Genomic DNA, 16,777 nt, shown 5'->3' on the forward strand with positions numbered 1-16,777 from the left:
CACCGAGGTGCGGTCCAACGTGATCCGCGACAACGTGGGCGCCACTCCACTCTCGGGCGGCGTCGTGCTGTTCAAGACCGCGGGGCACCACCGGTACGCACCGGGCCGGTGCGGAGCGTCAGCCGATCCGGGTCAGCTTCTGGCCGAAGGCCGGGTCCTTCAGGTCCTGCTGGAGGGCGACCGGCGTACTGACCTTGCCGGGGCCCGTCCCCACGGTCACCACGCCGACCTTCGTGCCCGCCGTCATGCTGCGCGAGATCTCCTTGCCGTTGTCCTTCACGGACAGCTCGACCTTGAGCCCCGGCCAGCCCTTCGCCTTGAGGTCACCGGTCGCGACCAGCGGAGTGCGGCCGCCGAACCCGTCGTCGACGTATCCGACGACATCGCCCTTCTTGACGACCGTGGCGGAGGTCACCGCCTTCTGCGCGTCCTTGATCAGCTTGAGGCTGTTGTCCAGCGAGATCACCAGGCTGTCGTACGGCTGCCCGGTGCCCGCCTGCTGCCCCATGACCGCGCCGTAGATCCAGAGCTTCTTGCCGTCCACGACCGTGTTGGCGGACCAGACCAGGTTGCCGCCGGCCGGCGTGGAGGAGCCGGTCTTGATGCCGCTCACGCCAGGCTGCAGCAGGATCGTGTTGTTGTTGTAGATCGTCGTGTCGATGCCGTCGATCTTGATCTGCGGGGTGTCGACGATCTCCCGGAAGATCTCGTTCTGCATCACGGCCTTGGCCAGCTTCAGCTGGTCGGTGGCGGTGGAGACCGTCGTCTTCTTCAGACCGCTGGGGTCCGTGTACGTGGTGCCGTCCATGCCGAGGTCCTTGGCCGCGGCGTTCATCTTCGCGATGAACTCGGTCTCGGACGAGTCCCAGCGGGCGAAGAGACGCGCGGCGTTGTTCCCGGACGGGATCATCAGGAGTTGCAGCATCTGCTTCTCGGTGAACTGCTGCCCCTTGGCGATCGGCGCGGTGGACTCGCCGTCGATCTTGGACTCGTCCTCCGCCTGCTGGTCGACGGTGATCTTCTCGCCCTGCTCCTTGCCGGTGAGCGGGTGCTCCTTGAGCACCACGTACGCCGTCATGATCTTGGCGACGCTGGCGATGGGCGCCGGCTTCTGCGCTCCCGACGAACCCATCGAGCCGACACCGTCGACGGTGACCGCCGACTGCCCCTGCTCCGGCCAGGAGAGGTTCAGGTCGCCGCCCTTGAAGGCGTACGACGATTCCGCCGTCATCGTGAGTACGGGGGCCGGCAACGGGCGCACCATCTGCACGATCGCAAACACGATGAGCAGCAGGAGAACCAGCGGGGTCCAGATCTTGACCCGGCGCACGGCCGTGCGGACCGGGGTCTCCGGCGGCGGCGGGGTGTTCGTCAGCTCCGCCAGCAGGTCGAGCGGCGGCCGGGGCGGCATCGGCTGCTGCCGGGTCCGCTCGGCACCACTGAGCGACGCGGCGGGCGGCAGGCCACCGGCGCCGGACGGCGCGGGCGCGGGTGCCTCCGGTGTGCGGGGTGCGGGAGCCGGCCGTACGTCGTCCGCACGCAGCGGTACGAACTTGCTGGTCCGCTCGGCAGGGGACTCCGGCCGGGTCCCGGTCCCCGGCTTCGCCTCCGCCGGGGGCGGGGTGATCTTCAGCGCGGTCGTGGGCTGGTCGACACGGGGCAGCTTCGGCGCCTTGAAGACGGCCGTCGCCTGGTCGATCCCGCGCTCGTCCTCAGCGGGCCGCGCCTCGCCACCGGCCTCCTCACGGGTCCGCGGAACGCGTGCCCCGGAAGCGCTGTCCGGGGCGTCGCGGTCGGTGGAGTCTTCGGCGGTGGAGGCATCGTCGGAGGAGGAGTCGTCGTCGGTGGAGGCAACGTCGGAGGAGTCGTCGTCGGTGGAGGGCACGACAGCAGCGGCCTCTTCGGCGGAGGCCTCGTCTGCGGGCTCCTCGTCTTCACCGTCCGGCTCCGCGGCGGAGGCGTCGTGGGCCTCGGGAGCGGCAGGCCCGGAGGCGTCGGCACCGGGTGCGTCGCTCTTCGCGTCTTCGTCCTTGGACACCCATGCGGCAACGGCTGCACGCAGCCGCGCGTCGCCGCCCCCGGGCTCGACAGCCTTCTCGGGCTCGTCGGCGTTCTCGGGCTTGTCGGCGTTCTCGGGCTTGTCGGCCGGATCGGATGCGTCGGTCTTCTCCGGCTCGTCGGCCGGATCGGATGCCTCCGGCTCGACGGCCTTCGTCGGCTCGTCGGTCTTCCCCGGCTCGTCGGTCTTCCCCGGCTCGTCGGTCTTCTCCGGCTCGTCGGTCTTCTCCGGCTCGTCGGCCGGATCGGATGCCTCGGGTTCGTCGGTCGCGTCGGGCTCGGCGGCGCCGACGGGCCCGGCCCCCTCAGCGGGCTCCACAGGCTCCGCAGGCTCCACGGGCGCCTCCGCAGCGCCCGGACCGGCCTCAGGGGCCTTCACCGGGCTCTCAGAGCCTTCCGTGGGCTCCGCGGCCCCCGCCGTGCCCGCAGCGGCCCCAGGCTCCTTGGCGGTCACGCCGTCGTTTTCGGCGGAGCCGCTCGAAGCGGCCCCTTCGGCTCCGTCCGCCACGTCGCCCTCGGCGACCCCGGCATCCGCATCCGCGTCGGCGGCGACATCCACATCACCGGCAACGGCCGCATCTGCACCGGCATCCGCGTCCGCCGCGGCCTCGGCCACGGCTCCGCCATCGGCGTCCTCCGCCTCCGGCGCGGACCGCTGCGTGCGGAAGACGGCCGTCGCCGTGTCCACACCGCCTCCGGACTCCGCCGGAGAGGCGGGTTCACGGAACACGGCAAGCCGCGGATCAGCCTCGCTCCGAGTCGTTCCCGACGACTTCTGCTGCTCCGACTTGTCGGGGGACTCGCCCGCCACCGATGCCTCCTCCATGCGGCGCGGGGACATCCCCGCGCTGTCCGAACCGTCTACCAGTGTCCCGTGTGAACCCATGTCCGGGCTGCTAGACGAGAACGACATACCTACTGGTTCCCGTACAAAGCACCCAGGCGCTCTCGACAGACAGATGTGAGAGGGGTCACCCTGTCACTCATCCACGCGGGGAGGCATGGATGGGCAGGAGCCGCAGAACAATTCCGGAGGAGCTTTTGCTGCTCGCTCTGGACCCGACCACGGGTACCACAGCGCAGCCGCAGTCGCTCGACCTCGGCCTTGCCGGGGCCCAGCTAGTAGAGCTGGCTCTGGCAGGACGGATAGCCCCTGATGGGGATCGTATCGCCGTGGTGATGCCACGGCCGACAGGAGATCCGACTCTGGACTCCGCACTGGAACTGCTGCGCAGACGCGGCAGCCCGGTCCGGGCCGTCCACTGGATCGGCGGACCCCGGCTGGGGCTCCGCCAGATTTACCTCGCTCATCTGGAGCGGTGCGGCATGGTGCATGCCGTGGCGGGCCAGATGTGCGGAGTGCTGCCGACGACTCGCTACCAGGCGACGGACACGGCAATCAGCCGGGACATCAGAACCAGGCTGGACAGTGCGATCCGCACCGGCGTACCGCCGGACCCGCGGACCGCGGCGCTTGCCGCACTGGCCCACGCGGTCGGACTCGGCAAGCACCTGTACCCCGGAAACGAGGGGCGCTCCTCGCGCTCCCGGCTCCGGGACCTGATCAGACACGACCCGATGGGCGGTCTCGTGGCGCACGCCGTGATGGACGTCCAGAACGGGGCGGTCGCACAACCGCGCCGCAACCAGGCGGCCGGAGTTCCGTTGCAACAGCAAGTGCAGTCGCAGTCACGCCGCGACAGCATGGCGCACACGGCGGCCCACTAGGACCGCACGGGCGCCGGCGCAGCACCCGCACGCCCGGCACCACTCGCACCGCAAGGCATCACCGCAACAACCGAATACCGCCGCACCGTCGTCCCCAAGACCCGGTTCGGGAGCCGCACCAAGCGCGGGGCAGCCGGTACCACCGGCTGCCCCGCGCCGCTGCGTGTGGCCGTTTCCCAGCGCGGCCGGGGGCTCGGGTGGCAATCTGCTGAGCAGTAGATACGCACAGCTACATAGCCGGAGGTGCCGTTTCCGTGCCGTCCAACGTCAATCCCACCGTCAGGCGACGCCGGTTGGGTCAGGAATTGCGCCGACTGCGCGAGATCAAGGGCATGACGGCCGAGGAGGTCGCGGAGCGCCTGCTGGTCTCGCAGTCCAAGATCAGCCGCCTGGAGAACGGCCGCCGTTCCATCAGCCAGCGCGACGTACGCGACCTCTGCGGGGTGTACGAGGTCGAGGACGTCCGGGTCGTCGACTCGCTCATGCAGATGGCCAAGGACTCCCGCCAGCAGGGCTGGTGGCACGCCTTCGGCGACATCCCGTACAGCGTCTACATCGGCCTGGAGACCGATGCCGAGTCGCTGCGGGTGTACGAACCCCAGGTGATCCCCGGCCTGCTGCAGACCCGGCAGTACGCCGAGGCGCTGATCAAGGGCGCACTGCCGGAGGCCCCGCAGTCGGACATCGACAAGCGCGTCAGCGTCCGTTCGCGCCGCCAGGACCGGATCACCACCCCCGAGCAGCCGCTGCGGCTGTGGGCGGTCATCGACGAGTCCGCGCTGCGCCGGCTGGTCGGCGGCAAGCAGGTGATGATCGAGCAGCTGGAACGCCTGGTGGAGCTGTCCCACCTGCCGCACGTGACCGTCCAGGTGCTGCCGTTCGACATGGGGGCTCACCCGGGCATCAACGGGCAGTACGCCATTCTGGAATTTCCGGACGCCGCCGATTCCAGCGTGGTCTATATCGAGGGCGTCACCAGCGACCTCTATCTGGAGAAGGCGAATGACGTCCAGCGGTACAGCGTCATGTACGAGCACCTGAGGGCCCAGGCCCTGAACGTGGAGCAGACCCGGCATTTCATCGACGGGATCGCAAAGGGGTACACCCGTCTGAACACGGCATGAACTCCGGCCGTACGGGCGCGTAAACCAGCCAGCCCACAAAGTCCGGTATGAGGGAAATGAAGCGATGCTACGGGTGAGGCGACGGCACGGTACACCGTCGCCACCTCGTAGCGGAAGACCTGCATGGTATATACCATCCGGTCGAGTGAATGGCCCCTTCACGCAGGGAGCTTGGCGAGTAGCGTCGATCACGCCACCGGGAAATCCGATGGCGCTCACACAACTCTCTGAACCGGAGTGAACATGGCCATTCGTCAGGGTGCTACGGACAACTGGACGAAGTCGTCGTATTCCGGGGGCAACGGCGCCTGCGTCGAAGTCAAGTCCCCTCTTGTGCAGGCGATCGCCGTACGTGACTCGAAGGCCCCCGAAGGCCCTTCGCTCACCTTCGTCCCCGGCGCGTGGACCGCATTCGTGCGTGATGTCGCCAAGGGCTCCGTCAACGCCTGACCGATGCTTCCCTTACCCCGCACTGCCGCACCCCTTCAGGTGCTGCCGGTAGCCCTCTCGTCCGGCTCGCCGTCCTGGCCGAGAGGGCTCTCCGCGCACATCCGGGTAACGGGAACACCGCACGGCGTCAACCGCCGGACATCTCAGCGCAGTTGATCCACATACCGGTCCGTGCCCGGCACGGTCGGAATGAACGGCGCCACCAGCTCCACCCGCCCCAGACCCGATTCCGCAACCGTCGCGTCGAGCCCGGCGAAATGCTCCGCCCAGCAGTCCCGCGGATCCTCCTGGAGGAACCAGAGCAGGGTCAGCCGGGTGTCGACGCCCTCGACCTGCTTCACATAGGTCATGCGGTCGCCCGGCAACGGCGTGGGACGGAACACCGTCACCATCGCCGCGGGCGACCCGCTCAGCCGCTTCGGCAGATGCCGGGAGCGCAGCCACTCAAGCAACTCGGCCCGCTGAGCGGGCCCTTCGGCGTCGATGACCTCCAGGACCAGTCCGCGGTAGGGATGGTCGAGGGCGTGGAAGTCCCGGGGCCCCGCGGCCCCGTCCCGGTAGACCGTCGCCTCGTGGTCCTGGAACGCCGTGAAGACGTGCGTACGGTCCTGGTAGACCCGGCCGTCCCGGTTGAGCCGCTTGTTGATGCCGACGGTCCACTTCATGTGGTCGTCGTAGCGCCCGTCCGTCACCCAGTACGTGGACAGATAGCACCCGGCCCCGACCGGCTGGGCGATCGCCGACTTGTCCGGGTAGCGCAGCTCCTGGAGCTCCCGCGTGGCGACCCAGCGCCGGCCGGAGAACATCCAGGGCATGGCCATCGCGCCCGCGTAGTAATGATCATCTTCGTACCATCGGTTGTACGCGAACTCGTGGCCCGGGTGCGGCTCCACCATGGTGATCAGCGCGTGGCCGGGATGGACCCCGTACGGCCCCAGCGCGGCCAGCTCGGCGTAGGTGTCGCTCCGCGTCCCGCCACCCCGCGTCCCCTCGCCCTTTACTTCCTCGCCCATGCCGTTCCCCTTCCGTACTCCGCCGGAGGGACCTACTCTGACGCCCCGTCAGAAGAACTGCCAGAGCCGGGAGGCGCCCATGTTGCTCGCGGGGAAGACCGTCATCGTGTCCGGGGTGGGCGCCGGGCTCGGGCATCAGATCGCCGCCACGGTCGTGCGCGACGGGGGGAACGCGGTGCTCGGGGCACGCACCGCGGCCAATCTCGCGAAGTCGGCCGCCGGGATCGATCCGGAAGGGCTGCACACCGCCCATCTGGCCACCGACATCACCGACGAGACGCAGTGCGAGGCGCTCGCGGCGCTGGCCGTCGAGCGGTTCGGGCGGGTCGACGCCGTGGTCCATGTCGCCGCCTGGGACAGCTACTTCGGCGGCGTCGAGGATGCCGATCTGGACACCTGGAAGGCGGTCGTCGACGTCAACCTGCTGGGCACCCTGCGGATGACGCGCGCCTGCCTGCCCGCCCTCAAGGAGCGAGGCGGATCGGTCGTCGTCATCGGCACACAGTCCGCGGTCGCGGCGCCGTCACAGGTGCAGCAGGCGGCGTACGCGGCCTCCAAGGGCGCTCTCACCTCGGCGATGTACTCCATGGCCCGGGAGTTCGGACCGCACCGGATCCGCGTGAACACCGTGCTGCCGGGCTGGATGTGGGGGCCGCCGGTGCAGGCCTACGTGCAGTTCACGGCGCGCACCGAGTCGGTGCCAGAGTCCGAGGTACTGGGGAGGCTCACGGAACGCATGGCACTGCCCGAGCTGGCCACGGACGGCGACGTGGCGGAGGCCGCGGTCTTCCTGGCCTCCGACCGGGCACGGGCGATCACCGGGCAGTCCCTGCTGGTCAACGCCGGCGAGCTGATGCGCTGACGCGCGGGCGCGCTTCGCAGGGAGTTCGGCACGTTCGGTTCTCCTCCTTCTCGGCCGCACGGGACCCGCATCCCGTGCGGTCTTTCTGTGCTCTTCGGCGCTCCTGGACCTTCTCTTGCCTTCTCTGCACAGCCTGACGAAGTGCCCGCTCATCGTGTGGCCGTCGTCACGTTCACGACAACGCCCCCGTGGGTCAAGAACGAGTAAAATCGTTCGACTTACTGATCGGTGTTCACATCCCTGACCGCTGGAGACCTTGACCGAGGTGCCGAACAGGCGGTTCAATCCCCGAAGTCCCCGCTCCCGCACGGGGGCACCGCTGAGCGGCCGTACTGACGAAGTGCGTACCCGTTCACAAGGCGGACCCCAGGAGGGGGCACATGAACAGTCTCGACTGGGTCGTGCTCATCGGCTACTTCGGCGTGATGATCGCGATCGGACTCTGGTCCCACAAGCGTGTGGACAACGTCAGCGACTTCTTCACGGCCGGCGGCAAGATGCCGTGGTGGCTTTCCGGCATCTCGCACCACATGTCCGGCTACAGCGCCGTGATGTTCACCGGCTACGCCGGCATCGCGTACCAGTACGGCGTCACGTCCTTCGTGACGTGGTCGCTCCCCATCGCCATCGGCATCGGGATCGGCGCAAAGCTCTTCGCGCCCCGGCTCAACCGGCTGCGCTCACGGCTGCACGTCGCCTCACCGCTCGAATACCTGAAGAACCGCTACAACATCCAGACCCAGCAGGCGCTCGCCTGGTCCGGCCTGCTGCTGAAGATCGTGGACGTCGGCGCCAAGTGGGCGGCCATCGCCACCCTGCTCTCCGTCTTCACGGGCATCACCCTGACCCAGGGCATCTTCATCACCGGCCTCATCACGGCCGTCTACTGCACGGTCGGCGGCCTGTGGGCCGACGCGCTCACGGAGCTGGGGCAGTTCGTCATCCAGCTCTTCGCCGGTATCGCGATGCTCGTCACCGCGATGAGCAAGCTCGACGGCTTCAGCACCCTGTGGACGGTCTGGGACAAGCTGCCCGAGGGCCACACGGACCCGACGGCCGGGCCGTACACCGTGACCTTCCTGCTGGCGTACCTGTTCATCAAGACCTTCGAGTACAACGGCGGCATGTGGAACCAGGCCCAGCGCTACATGGCCACGGACTCCGCCGCCTCCGCGACCCGCTCGGCGCGGCTCTCCGCCATCCTGTGGCTGGTCTGGCCGACGGTCCTGTTCTTCCCGATGTGGTGCGCCCCGCTGCTCGTCGACGCCCAGAAGCCGGACGCCTCGGACAGCTACGCGCTGATGACCGAGCAGCTGCTGCCGCACGGTCTGCTGGGCCTGGTCGTCGTCGGCTTCTTCTCGCACACGATGGCCATGTGCTCCTCGGACGCCAACGCCATCGCGGCCGTCTTCACCCGCGACATCGCCCCGGTCTTCTCCAAGGCGGCCCGCAACTGGAGCGACCGCGCCGGCCTGATGGCGGCACGGCTCTCCACGCTCGGCTTCCTCGGCCTGTCCATGGCGCTGGCGACCCAGATCAACTCGCCCACGTTCAAGGACATCATCTCGGTCGTCATCAAGTGGGTCGCCGGCCTGATGGGGCCGATCGCGATCCCGTTCATGCTGGGTCTGCTGCGCAGGTTCCGCAAGTCGGGACCGACGGCCGCACTCACCAGCTGGGCGGCGGGCCTGCTGGCGTTCTACTTCACCAACTACAACTTCGACGGTTCGGTGAAGACGGACGTCGCCCTGCAGTACCAGGTGGCACTGCCGCTGGCGATCTCACTGGTGCTCTACATCGCCATCGGCTTCATCAAGCCGGAGGACACCCCGGAGCGCGACGCGATCATCGAGCAGATCAACACGGACGGCGGGGACTCGTCGACCGGTGCGCCCCTGCCGGGCCAGCGCGTTCCCGAGGACGTGGCGGTCGTGGAGGGCGTGAAGGACTGACGCCTGCGGCTGTACGGGGTTGGGGCGGGGTTACGGATGCGGCGGCTTCCGTAGCCCCGCCCCAGCCCGTTCCCGGGACTCAACCTCTTCCCGGGGCTCAGCCCGTTCCCGGGACTCAACCTGTGTCCGGGGCTCAACCTGTGTCCGGATTCGGCCTGTTCCCGGGTTCAGCCGCGCGGGTAGCGGGCCAGCCAGCCCGGTGCGGCGGCGGCCGGGCCGTGCAGGGCGGGCCCCTGCGTCATCTCCATGGCGAAGTCGTCGGCGAGCTCCAGGAGCGTGGCGCGCCCTTCCAGCTCGGCAAGCCAGGCCGGCGGCAGCGCGGTCTCGCCGTGCAGCGCGCCGAGCAGCGCCCCGCACAGGGCCCCGGTGGCAGCGGATGGCCCACCGTGGTTCACGGCCAGCCGCAGCCCGTGCCGGATGTCCTCGCCGACCAGGGCGCAGTACACGGCCACGGCGAGGACCTCCTCGGCGGAGTCCGTGGCGCCCAGCGACTCGATGAGGGCGGGCCCGGGAATGCCCTGGCGCACGGTGCCGAGGGCCTGCTGGAGCGCCTCGGTGACCGGCTCGTGGCCCGGCCGTTCGGCGAGCAGCCCCAGCGCGTGCTGCACGGAACCGTCCAGCGACTCGGCGCGCGCCAGCCCGTGCACCATGACGGCGAGGGCGCCCGCGGAGAGCAGGGCGGTGGGGTGGCCGTGGGTCTGCGCGGCGCACTCGACGGCCAGTTGGAACACGAGCTGCGGCTCCCAGCCGACGAGCAGTCCGAACGGGGCGGAGCGGGTGAGCGCGGCCGAGTCGTGCGCGGTGGGGTTCTTCGGCCGGTCGAGGCTGCCCATGACGGTGTCCCCGAGGCCGCCCAGGCACTCCCGGGTGGGCGCGCGGCGGCTGTAGAGCCACTCCTGCCCGGCGAGCCAGCCGTTGTCCTTGCGCCGTTCGTCGGGCCCCCAGTCGTGCTGGGTGGCGGCCCAGCGCAGATGGGCCTGGTGCACATCGGTGGGCGGGTGCCAGGCGCCGGTGTCGCGGCGGACCTGGGCGCGTATCAGCCCGTCGACGGTGAACAGGGTGAGCTGGGTGACGGCGGTGACGTGGCCGCGGCCGCCGTGCGCGGGGACGAAGTCGGTGACGGCGTCGGCGCCGTGGGCCTCGCGGATCTCCTCCAGCGTGAGCCCGCTGACGCCCGCGCCGAGCGCGTCGCCGATGGCACCGCCGAGCAGTGCGCCGCGTACCCGGCCGCGGAAGTCCTGCTGCTCGGCACGGCCCCAGACAGCTGTGTTCCCTGAGCTCACCGTGCCCCTTCCCGTCTCCCGGTCGGTCCGTTTCCGTGTGCGACTACGTGGTAACTGCGCAGCACTGTAATCGAACGGCCACGGGGCCGACGGGGGCGGAACGGTATGTACGAAGTTGCTGGTTCGGTTCAGTTTTGCGCGGCATTCTCCGGGGATTCCCGCTGCATCCGGTGCCCCCTGCTGTGCGCGATCCGCAGCAGATCCCCCAGCGACTCCGTGGCCCGGGTGAGTGCGAACCGTACTGCCCGCTCCCCCGCCGCCCGGTCCGCCAGCACGGCCCGCGACCCTGCCCGCACCTGCTCGCCGCACTCGATCTGCTCCTCCTCCATGTCATCGGCCAGCCGTGACATCAGGCTCCCGGGATCGTCGGTGCTGAGCCAGCACGGTTTGCCCTCCGGGGAGGCCCAGGGAAGGAGGCGGGGAGGAAGGTCGGCCATGACTGCTCCTGACGGCCGGCGGGCGCTGCGTCCCACCGACGGGTGACGGTGACGGATCGTGCCCCGATGATTACGCGCCCGCCGTACGCTCGGACAGGACGACACGATTGCCCGCGCGCAGGACAACGGAGGGCCGCCGATGACCGAACTCACCCCCACGGACGAGGAGTCGGGCCGCGCCGCGCTCGGCCGCGCCCTTCGGTACTTACGCGAGAAGGCGGGGCTCTCCCTCGGCCAGCTCGCCGAGAAGACCCGCTACGACAAGAGCTACCTCTACCGCCTGGAGGTGAGCCAACGCCTCTCCAAGCTCGCGGTGATGGAGGACCTGGACCGGTTCTACGACTCCGGGGGCCTGCTGGTGCAGCTCTGGAAGGTGGCGCGCAAGGAGGTCTTCAAGGACCGGTACAAGGAGTTCATGCGGCTGGAGCCGACGGCTCGCATCATGCACCTCTTCACTCTCGGCATCCCGGGCCTGCTCCAGACGGAGGAGGTGGCACGGGAGCTGTTGTCCGGCGCCCAGGAAAGCTCCACCGAGGCCGAGTTGGTGGAGGAACAGGTCATAGCCCGCATGGGGCGCCAGCAACTGCTGCACCGTAAACCGGCCCCGTCCGTACGGATCATCATGGACGAGTACGCGCTCCGGCGGCCGGTCGCGGACCCCAAGGCGTGGGACGAACAGCTGACGCATCTGCTCGACATGGGCGAGACAGCCTCCGTCGTCCTTCAGGTCATGCCCTTCGCCGCCGGGGCGCACCATCTGATGGACGGTTCGCTGACGTTGCTCTGGCAGGACGACGCGAGCGCCGTTGCCTATACGGAAGGCAACGGATGCGCGGAGTTGATCGAGGATCCGGCCGCCGTGACGCGCTACCGGCTGTCCTACGATCGGCTCCGGGATCTGGCGCTGCCCCCGCCGGATTCCACCGCGTTCATCAGGGGTGTCCTGGAGGAGCACAGATCATGAGCCGTACCCCCGACCTCTCCACCGCGACCTGGAACAAGTCCAGCTACAGCGACGGCGGCGCCAACAACTGCGTCGAGGTCTCGGACACCTTCCCCGCCCTCGTCCCCGTCCGCGACAGCAAGATGCCCGCCGGACCCGCGCTCGTCTTCGGGCCGGCCGCCTGGTCCGCGTTCGTGGAGTACGCGGCCGGGCACTGACAACGGCCGGCCGGCTCTGGGCGTCAGTCCAGGGTCTGGGTCAGTTCGCTCCGGGTCGGGGTGTGTACGACCCGGGCGCGCGCTCCGTTGACGAGGGGCAGGTACGGCGGCACGTGCCCGCACTCGACATCGGCGATGATCGGGACGTTCAACGGGCCCAGCGCGTCGAGAACGGCTTCGCGCTGGGTGAGCGAGGCGGCGTCCGGTGCCGAGGTCCGGGCGACGAGGACCGCGTTCGCCGCGTCGAAGAAGCCGGCCAGGCGCATCCCGTGCAGGTTCCTGCAGATGGTGAGGGCCTCGTCGCCGCCCGCCTCCACATAGACGAGGAGCCCCTCCGGGGCATGGGCCCGCGCGAAGGCGGAGGTGTCCAGGTAGCCCGTTCCCGTGAGGTTGCAGAGTGTCTCGATACACCCCCCGATCAGGCGTCCTTCGACCTCCACGTCACCGTCGGAGTCCAGCCTGGTCCACCTGCCCGGCGTATCGAGCGTGAACTCGCTCACCTCGGGCCGGGCACGGTAGTCGTCCCAGCCCGTGGCGCGGTGGCGGTTGGGCGGGGACTGTGTGAATCGGTGCCCCTGCGGAGCTGCGGCGATGTCGAGCCACGACAGGAGTCCCTCGGGCGCCCGGTAGGGCGTGTCCATCAGGTTGTTGCCGTGCAGGGTCGCTGCCCCGGTGAGGAGGGTGAGCGGCGTCAGAACGGTCGACATGTCGGAGAAACCGACCAGCCAGGTCGGCTCGGCGTCACGCAACCGGTCCCAGTCGAGCAGGGGCAGCACGTCGATCGCCATCTCCCCGCCCCAGGGCGGCACCACCGCCCTGATGCCCGGATCCGTCAGCATGGCCATCAGTTCGCCGGCGCGCTCGGCCGCGGGAGCACTGACATGACCGGCGCCGTCCATGCACTGGCCGACAACCACCTCGTACCCCCGGGCCTCCACATCCCGCACGGCCACGTCGAATCGGGCGCGAAGATCGGTCGGGACCCCGCTCGAAGGGGAAGTGATGCCGACTCGGTCACCGGGACACAAAGGACGTGGATATCGAACTGTCATGCGCGGGATCATGGCACGCCCGACGTGGTGGCTTCCATCCGATTCCGGGCAATCGCCGGGCGGGTGCCGGCAGGTGTCACCACCCGGGCAGGTCGAGGCGGTACTCGGCACGGGTGTCCCCGCGCAGGGAGCCGACCAGTTCGGCCACGTGTTGCGCCTGGGCCGCCGACAGGGCCCTGGCCGCCCACAGCAGAGCCGTCGCGCCCGCGGCTTCCGGGGCCGGAGGCCGCGGCGTCCCGGGCAGCACGACTCCGGGGTGGGCGGCGAAAATCTCGTTGTGCCGCCCGGCCGTCCGGAGCGATGATCGCCCGATGGCATCCCCCCACCCCGACGGTCGCGCCGGCATCGACGCCGCGCTCGTGAAGCGCCTGATCGACGCCCAGTTCCCCCAGTGGAGCGGGCTTCCCGTGACACCCGTCGAGGTCGACGGCTGGGACAACCGGACCTATCGCCTCGGCGACGCGATGACGGCCCGGCTGCCCACCGCCGTCGGCTACGTACCGGCAGTGGAGAAGGAGCACCACTGGCTGCCGCGCCTCGCCCCGACTCTGCCGGTCGCCGTGCCCCCGGTGCTCGCCCTGGGCGCTCCGGGCGAGGGCTATCCGTACCCGTGGTCGGTCCGGCGCTGGCTGCGGGGCGAGACCGCCGCTCGGGCCCGTATCGACGATCTCTCACCGTTCGCGGTCCAGGTGGCCGGCTTCGTCCTGGCCCTGCAGCGCTGCGACGCGACGGGCGGTCCCCTCGCCGGGGAGCACAGCTGGTTCCGGGGCGCGTCGCCCGCCCACTACGACGAGGAGACCCGGCGCTGCCTGGCCGCGCTCGCGGGCCGTGTCGACACGGCCCGGGCACGCGCGGTCTGGGAAGCCGCCCTGGCCGCCGAGTGGCACGGGGAACCCGTGTGGTTCCACGGCGACATCGCTTCCGGCAACCTTCTGGTCGACGACGGCGAGCTCGCGGCCGTCATCGACTTCGGCACGTCGGGCGTCGGCGACCCGGCCTGTGACCTGGTGATCGCGTGGGGGATGTTCTCGGGCGACAGCCGGGAGTCTTTCCGGCGCGCGGTCGGCCAGGACGACGGCACCTGGGCGCGGGCCCGGGGCTGGGCCCTGTGGAAGGCGCTGCTGAACCTGACGGAGTTCGTCGGTACGGATCCGGAACGGGCGAACGGCGAACTGCGGGTGATCGAGGCGGTCCTGGCCGATCACGACTCCTTCGGCTGACCGGCCCGCCGGTTCGCACGGCGGTGGCCGGCGGCAGTTCGGCCGCCCTCTCCGCGTGGACTCCGCGGTCATCGCCCGCGGAGGCTCTGTTGGACTGCCACAGAGCTCCCCGCACCGGAAGGGGCCGGTGGCGGGGCGGTGGCGGGGCGGTGGCGTACGGGCATCGGCTCGGACCGGTTCGACGGCACCGGACCTGACGCCCCGGGCGAGTGCTTCAGCCGGGCAGCGTGGCCAGCCACTGGGTGAGGATCCGGTTGACCTCGGCAGGACGTTCCTGCTGGATCCAGTGTCCGCAGCCGTCGAGGACGTGGGAGGAGACCAGGCCCGGAAGCGTGGCCGGGTAGGCGTCGATCGCGTCGGACAGCCAGGTCGTGGAGGCGTCCAGAGCACCGCCGATGAACACGGAGGGCTGGGTGATGGGGGCGCCGTTGAACGCGGTGAGGTCCTCCCAGTCGCGGTCCATGTTCCGGTACCGGTTCAGCGCGCCGGTCAGGCCGGTGCGTTCGAACTCGGCGGCATAGAAGTCGAGATCCTGCTCACCGAGCCAGCCGGGAAGCCGGCCGTCGGGAAAACGGTCGCGCAACGTGCCGCCCCTGCTGACGAAGTGCGGGTCCGGGGCACCGGCCGCGGGCATGGTGTCGGCGGAAAGGGCCGCGTAGAAGCCTGCGAGCCAGCCGCGTACATCGGGTTCGATCTCGGCCTCGGCACGGCCGGGCTCCTGGAAGTACGGGACGTAGAACTCCTCGTCCCCGCCCATCCGGTCGAAGACGCTGGTCGGGCGCGGGCCGCCGGGCGGGGTGTAGGGAACGCTCAGCAACCCCACCGCGCGGAAGACCTCCGGCCTGAGCAGGGCGGAGTCCGCGGCGATGGTGGCACCCCAGTCATGGCCGACGATCACGGCCGACTCCTCGCCCAGGGCGCCGACCACCGCGGCGTTGTCCTCCACGAGGTCGAGCATCCGGTACGCGTCCGTCGCGGCCGGCGCGGAGGAGCGGCCGTAGCCCCGTACGTCGATGGCGACCGCCCGGTACCCCGCTGCCGCCAGCGCCGGCAACTGGTGGCGCCAGGAGTACCAGGACTCGGGGAAGCCGTGGATCAGCAGCACCAGGGGTCCGGTTCCCTGCTCGACGAGGTGGATCCGGCCTCCCCGAGAAGTGACCGACCTATGCGCGATTGCCGAACTGTGCGGTGCCATACGTGTCCTCCTGGACCAGCCGCTGTGCGCCGGGGCCGGCGCCGACCGCCGTCCCCGTTCTGCATCGATCATGCGCAAGGCGCTGTCCGGAAGACGAGTCCGTTTGCCGATTCGGCAAGTCCGGCCCACGAGGGCGGCAGCAGCGGCGGTGGCGGCCGTGAACCGCACCGCCCGCCGGAACGGGGCGCGTGAAGAAACACGAAGAAATAAGACACACGGTGTCCGGTTTCGCGCCGAACATGGGGCCACCGGTCCTCATCGACAGCCGAAGCGGACCGGGCGAACAGGCAGACCGTGACCTCGAGGGGATTCATGTCCGACACATCGAAACCGGCACTCCACGGAAGGACCGCACTGGTCGCGGGGGCCACCCGGGGCGCCGGGCGAGGCATCGCGGTGCAGCTCGGCGCGGCGGGTGCGACCGTCTACGTCACCGGGCGCACCACTCGTGAACGGCGCTCGGAGTACGACCGGCCCGAGACGATCGAGGAGACCGCGGAACTCGTGACGGCCGCCGGCGGAACCGGCATCGCCGTGCCGACCGACCACCTGGTGCCCGAACAGGTCCGCGCGCTGGCCGGGCGCATCGACGCCGAGCAGGGGCGGCTCGACGTGCTCGTCAACGACATCTGGGGCGGCGAGCGGCTGTTCGCGTTCGACAAGCCGGTGTGGGAGCACGATCTCGACAACGGACTGCGGCTGCTCCGGCTCGGCGTGGAGACGCACGCGATCACCAGCCACTTCGTGCTTCCCCTGCTGGTGCGTCGGCCCGGCGGGCTCGTGGTCGAGATGACCGACGGGACTGCCGCGTACAACGGCGCGAACTATCGCAACTCCTACTTCTACGACCTGGTCAAGAACAGTGTGCTGCGCATGGCGTTCGTGCTCGCACACGAGCTGGAACCGCACGGCGGTACGGCGGTGGCGCTCACCCCGGGCTGGCTGCGCTCGGAGATGATGCTCGACAACTTCGGTGTGACCGAGGAGAACTGGCGCGACGCGCTGGCCGAGGTGCCGCACTTCTGCATCTCGGAGAGCCCGGCGTACGTCGGGCGCGCGGTCGCGGCACTGGCCGGTGACGCCCGCCTCGCCCGCTGGAACGGCCGGTCGCTGTCCAGCGGGCAGCTCGCCCAGGAGTACGGCTTCACCGACCTCGACGGTTCACGCCCCGACTGCTGGCGCTACCTGGTGGAGGTCGACGCCGCCGGAGAACCGGCGGACGCGACGGGGTACCGGTGACGG

At 70.0% G+C, this 16,777-nt stretch carries 16 protein-coding genes; 9 read left to right on the forward strand and 7 right to left on the reverse strand.

What is annotated here, in order from left to right:
* Nucleotides 1–118: 118 nt before the first annotated feature.
* Nucleotides 119–2,899 carry a serine hydrolase gene (locus ABT025_RS08880; protein ID WP_350991469.1) on the reverse strand — a complete coding sequence of 927 codons (2,781 nt, stop codon included), beginning with the start codon at nucleotides 2,897–2,899 and terminating at the stop codon, nucleotides 119–121.
* Between the two features lie 164 nt (nucleotides 2,900–3,063).
* On the opposite strand from ABT025_RS08880, the gene ABT025_RS08885 reads away from it, so the two are divergent.
* The 3 genes from ABT025_RS08885 to ABT025_RS08895 all read left to right on the forward strand — a co-directional run bounded on the left by ABT025_RS08885 (nucleotide 3,064) and on the right by ABT025_RS08895 (nucleotide 5,360).
* Nucleotides 3,064–3,786, forward strand: a complete 723-nt coding sequence (locus ABT025_RS08885) for a GOLPH3/VPS74 family protein (protein ID WP_350991471.1) — start codon at nucleotides 3,064–3,066, stop codon at nucleotides 3,784–3,786.
* Nucleotides 3,787–4,040: 254 nt separating this feature from the next.
* Nucleotides 4,041–4,910 (forward strand): helix-turn-helix domain-containing protein, encoded by an 870-nt coding sequence (locus ABT025_RS08890; protein WP_350991473.1) that lies wholly within the window; start codon nucleotides 4,041–4,043, stop codon nucleotides 4,908–4,910.
* A gap of 243 nt (nucleotides 4,911–5,153) precedes the next feature.
* On the forward strand, nucleotides 5,154–5,360 hold the full coding sequence (locus tag ABT025_RS08895; RefSeq protein ID WP_350991475.1) for a DUF397 domain-containing protein: 207 nt from the start codon (nucleotides 5,154–5,156) through the stop codon (nucleotides 5,358–5,360).
* 143 nt (nucleotides 5,361–5,503) lie between these two features.
* Here ABT025_RS08895 and ABT025_RS08900 read toward each other — a convergent pair whose 3' ends face one another.
* A complete protein-coding gene (locus tag ABT025_RS08900; RefSeq protein WP_350991477.1) occupies nucleotides 5,504–6,373 on the reverse strand; it encodes a hypothetical protein in 870 nt (289 codons plus the stop codon).
* 79 nt (nucleotides 6,374–6,452) lie between these two features.
* Between ABT025_RS08900 and ABT025_RS08905 the strand changes: the two genes are divergently transcribed.
* Together ABT025_RS08905 and ABT025_RS08910 are read left to right on the forward strand one after the other, a co-directional pair.
* Complete coding sequence (locus tag ABT025_RS08905) at nucleotides 6,453–7,235, forward strand: SDR family oxidoreductase (protein WP_350991479.1); 783 nt, start codon at nucleotides 6,453–6,455, stop codon at nucleotides 7,233–7,235.
* A 380-nt stretch (nucleotides 7,236–7,615) separates the two neighbouring features.
* The gene (locus ABT025_RS08910; RefSeq protein WP_350991481.1) at nucleotides 7,616–9,187 is read left to right on the forward strand and encodes a sodium:solute symporter family protein; all 1,572 of its coding nucleotides are present in this window, start codon (nucleotides 7,616–7,618) and stop codon (nucleotides 9,185–9,187) included.
* 167 nt (nucleotides 9,188–9,354) lie between these two features.
* Here ABT025_RS08910 and ABT025_RS08915 read toward each other — a convergent pair whose 3' ends face one another.
* Both ABT025_RS08915 and ABT025_RS08920 read right to left on the reverse strand, forming a co-directional pair.
* Nucleotides 9,355–10,470, reverse strand: a complete 1,116-nt coding sequence (locus ABT025_RS08915) for an ADP-ribosylglycohydrolase family protein (protein WP_350991483.1) — start codon at nucleotides 10,468–10,470, stop codon at nucleotides 9,355–9,357.
* 128 nt (nucleotides 10,471–10,598) lie between these two features.
* Nucleotides 10,599–10,907, reverse strand: coding sequence for a hypothetical protein (locus ABT025_RS08920; protein WP_350991485.1), 309 nt, complete (start codon nucleotides 10,905–10,907; stop codon nucleotides 10,599–10,601).
* A 139-nt stretch (nucleotides 10,908–11,046) separates the two neighbouring features.
* Here ABT025_RS08920 and ABT025_RS08925 point away from each other — a divergent pair, with 139 nt between their 5' ends.
* Both ABT025_RS08925 and ABT025_RS08930 read left to right on the forward strand, forming a co-directional pair.
* Nucleotides 11,047–11,871: a helix-turn-helix domain-containing protein gene (locus tag ABT025_RS08925; protein WP_350991487.1), complete on the forward strand. Its 825-nt coding sequence runs from the start codon at nucleotides 11,047–11,049 to the stop codon at nucleotides 11,869–11,871.
* Nucleotides 11,868–12,068, forward strand: coding sequence for a DUF397 domain-containing protein (locus ABT025_RS08930; RefSeq protein ID WP_350991489.1), 201 nt, complete (start codon nucleotides 11,868–11,870; stop codon nucleotides 12,066–12,068). The genes ABT025_RS08925 and ABT025_RS08930 overlap by 4 nt, the downstream gene beginning before the upstream one ends.
* A 23-nt stretch (nucleotides 12,069–12,091) precedes the next feature.
* On the opposite strand, the gene ABT025_RS08935 is transcribed toward ABT025_RS08930, so the two are convergent.
* On the reverse strand, nucleotides 12,092–13,120 hold the full coding sequence (locus tag ABT025_RS08935; protein WP_350991494.1) for a S66 family peptidase: 1,029 nt from the start codon (nucleotides 13,118–13,120) through the stop codon (nucleotides 12,092–12,094).
* Between the two features lie 76 nt (nucleotides 13,121–13,196).
* Nucleotides 13,197–13,367, reverse strand: coding sequence for a hypothetical protein (locus tag ABT025_RS08940; protein WP_350991496.1), 171 nt, complete (start codon nucleotides 13,365–13,367; stop codon nucleotides 13,197–13,199).
* Between the two features lie 64 nt (nucleotides 13,368–13,431).
* On the opposite strand from ABT025_RS08940, the gene ABT025_RS08945 reads away from it, so the two are divergent.
* Entirely contained in the window at nucleotides 13,432–14,340 is a 909-nt protein-coding gene (locus ABT025_RS08945; RefSeq protein WP_350991498.1) for an aminoglycoside phosphotransferase family protein, read from the forward strand.
* A gap of 214 nt (nucleotides 14,341–14,554) precedes the next feature.
* On the opposite strand, the gene ABT025_RS08950 is transcribed toward ABT025_RS08945, so the two are convergent.
* A complete protein-coding gene (locus tag ABT025_RS08950) occupies nucleotides 14,555–15,535 on the reverse strand; it encodes an alpha/beta fold hydrolase (protein ID WP_350991500.1) in 981 nt (326 codons plus the stop codon).
* A gap of 312 nt (nucleotides 15,536–15,847) precedes the next feature.
* On the opposite strand from ABT025_RS08950, the gene ABT025_RS08955 reads away from it, so the two are divergent.
* Nucleotides 15,848–16,774 carry an SDR family oxidoreductase gene (locus tag ABT025_RS08955; RefSeq protein ID WP_350991502.1) on the forward strand — a complete coding sequence of 309 codons (927 nt, stop codon included), beginning with the start codon at nucleotides 15,848–15,850 and terminating at the stop codon, nucleotides 16,772–16,774.
* Nucleotides 16,775–16,777: the final 3 nt, after the last annotated feature.

Source organism: Streptomyces sp. NPDC002809 (assembly GCF_040295435.1).
GTDB lineage: Bacteria > Actinomycetota > Actinomycetes > Streptomycetales > Streptomycetaceae > Streptomyces.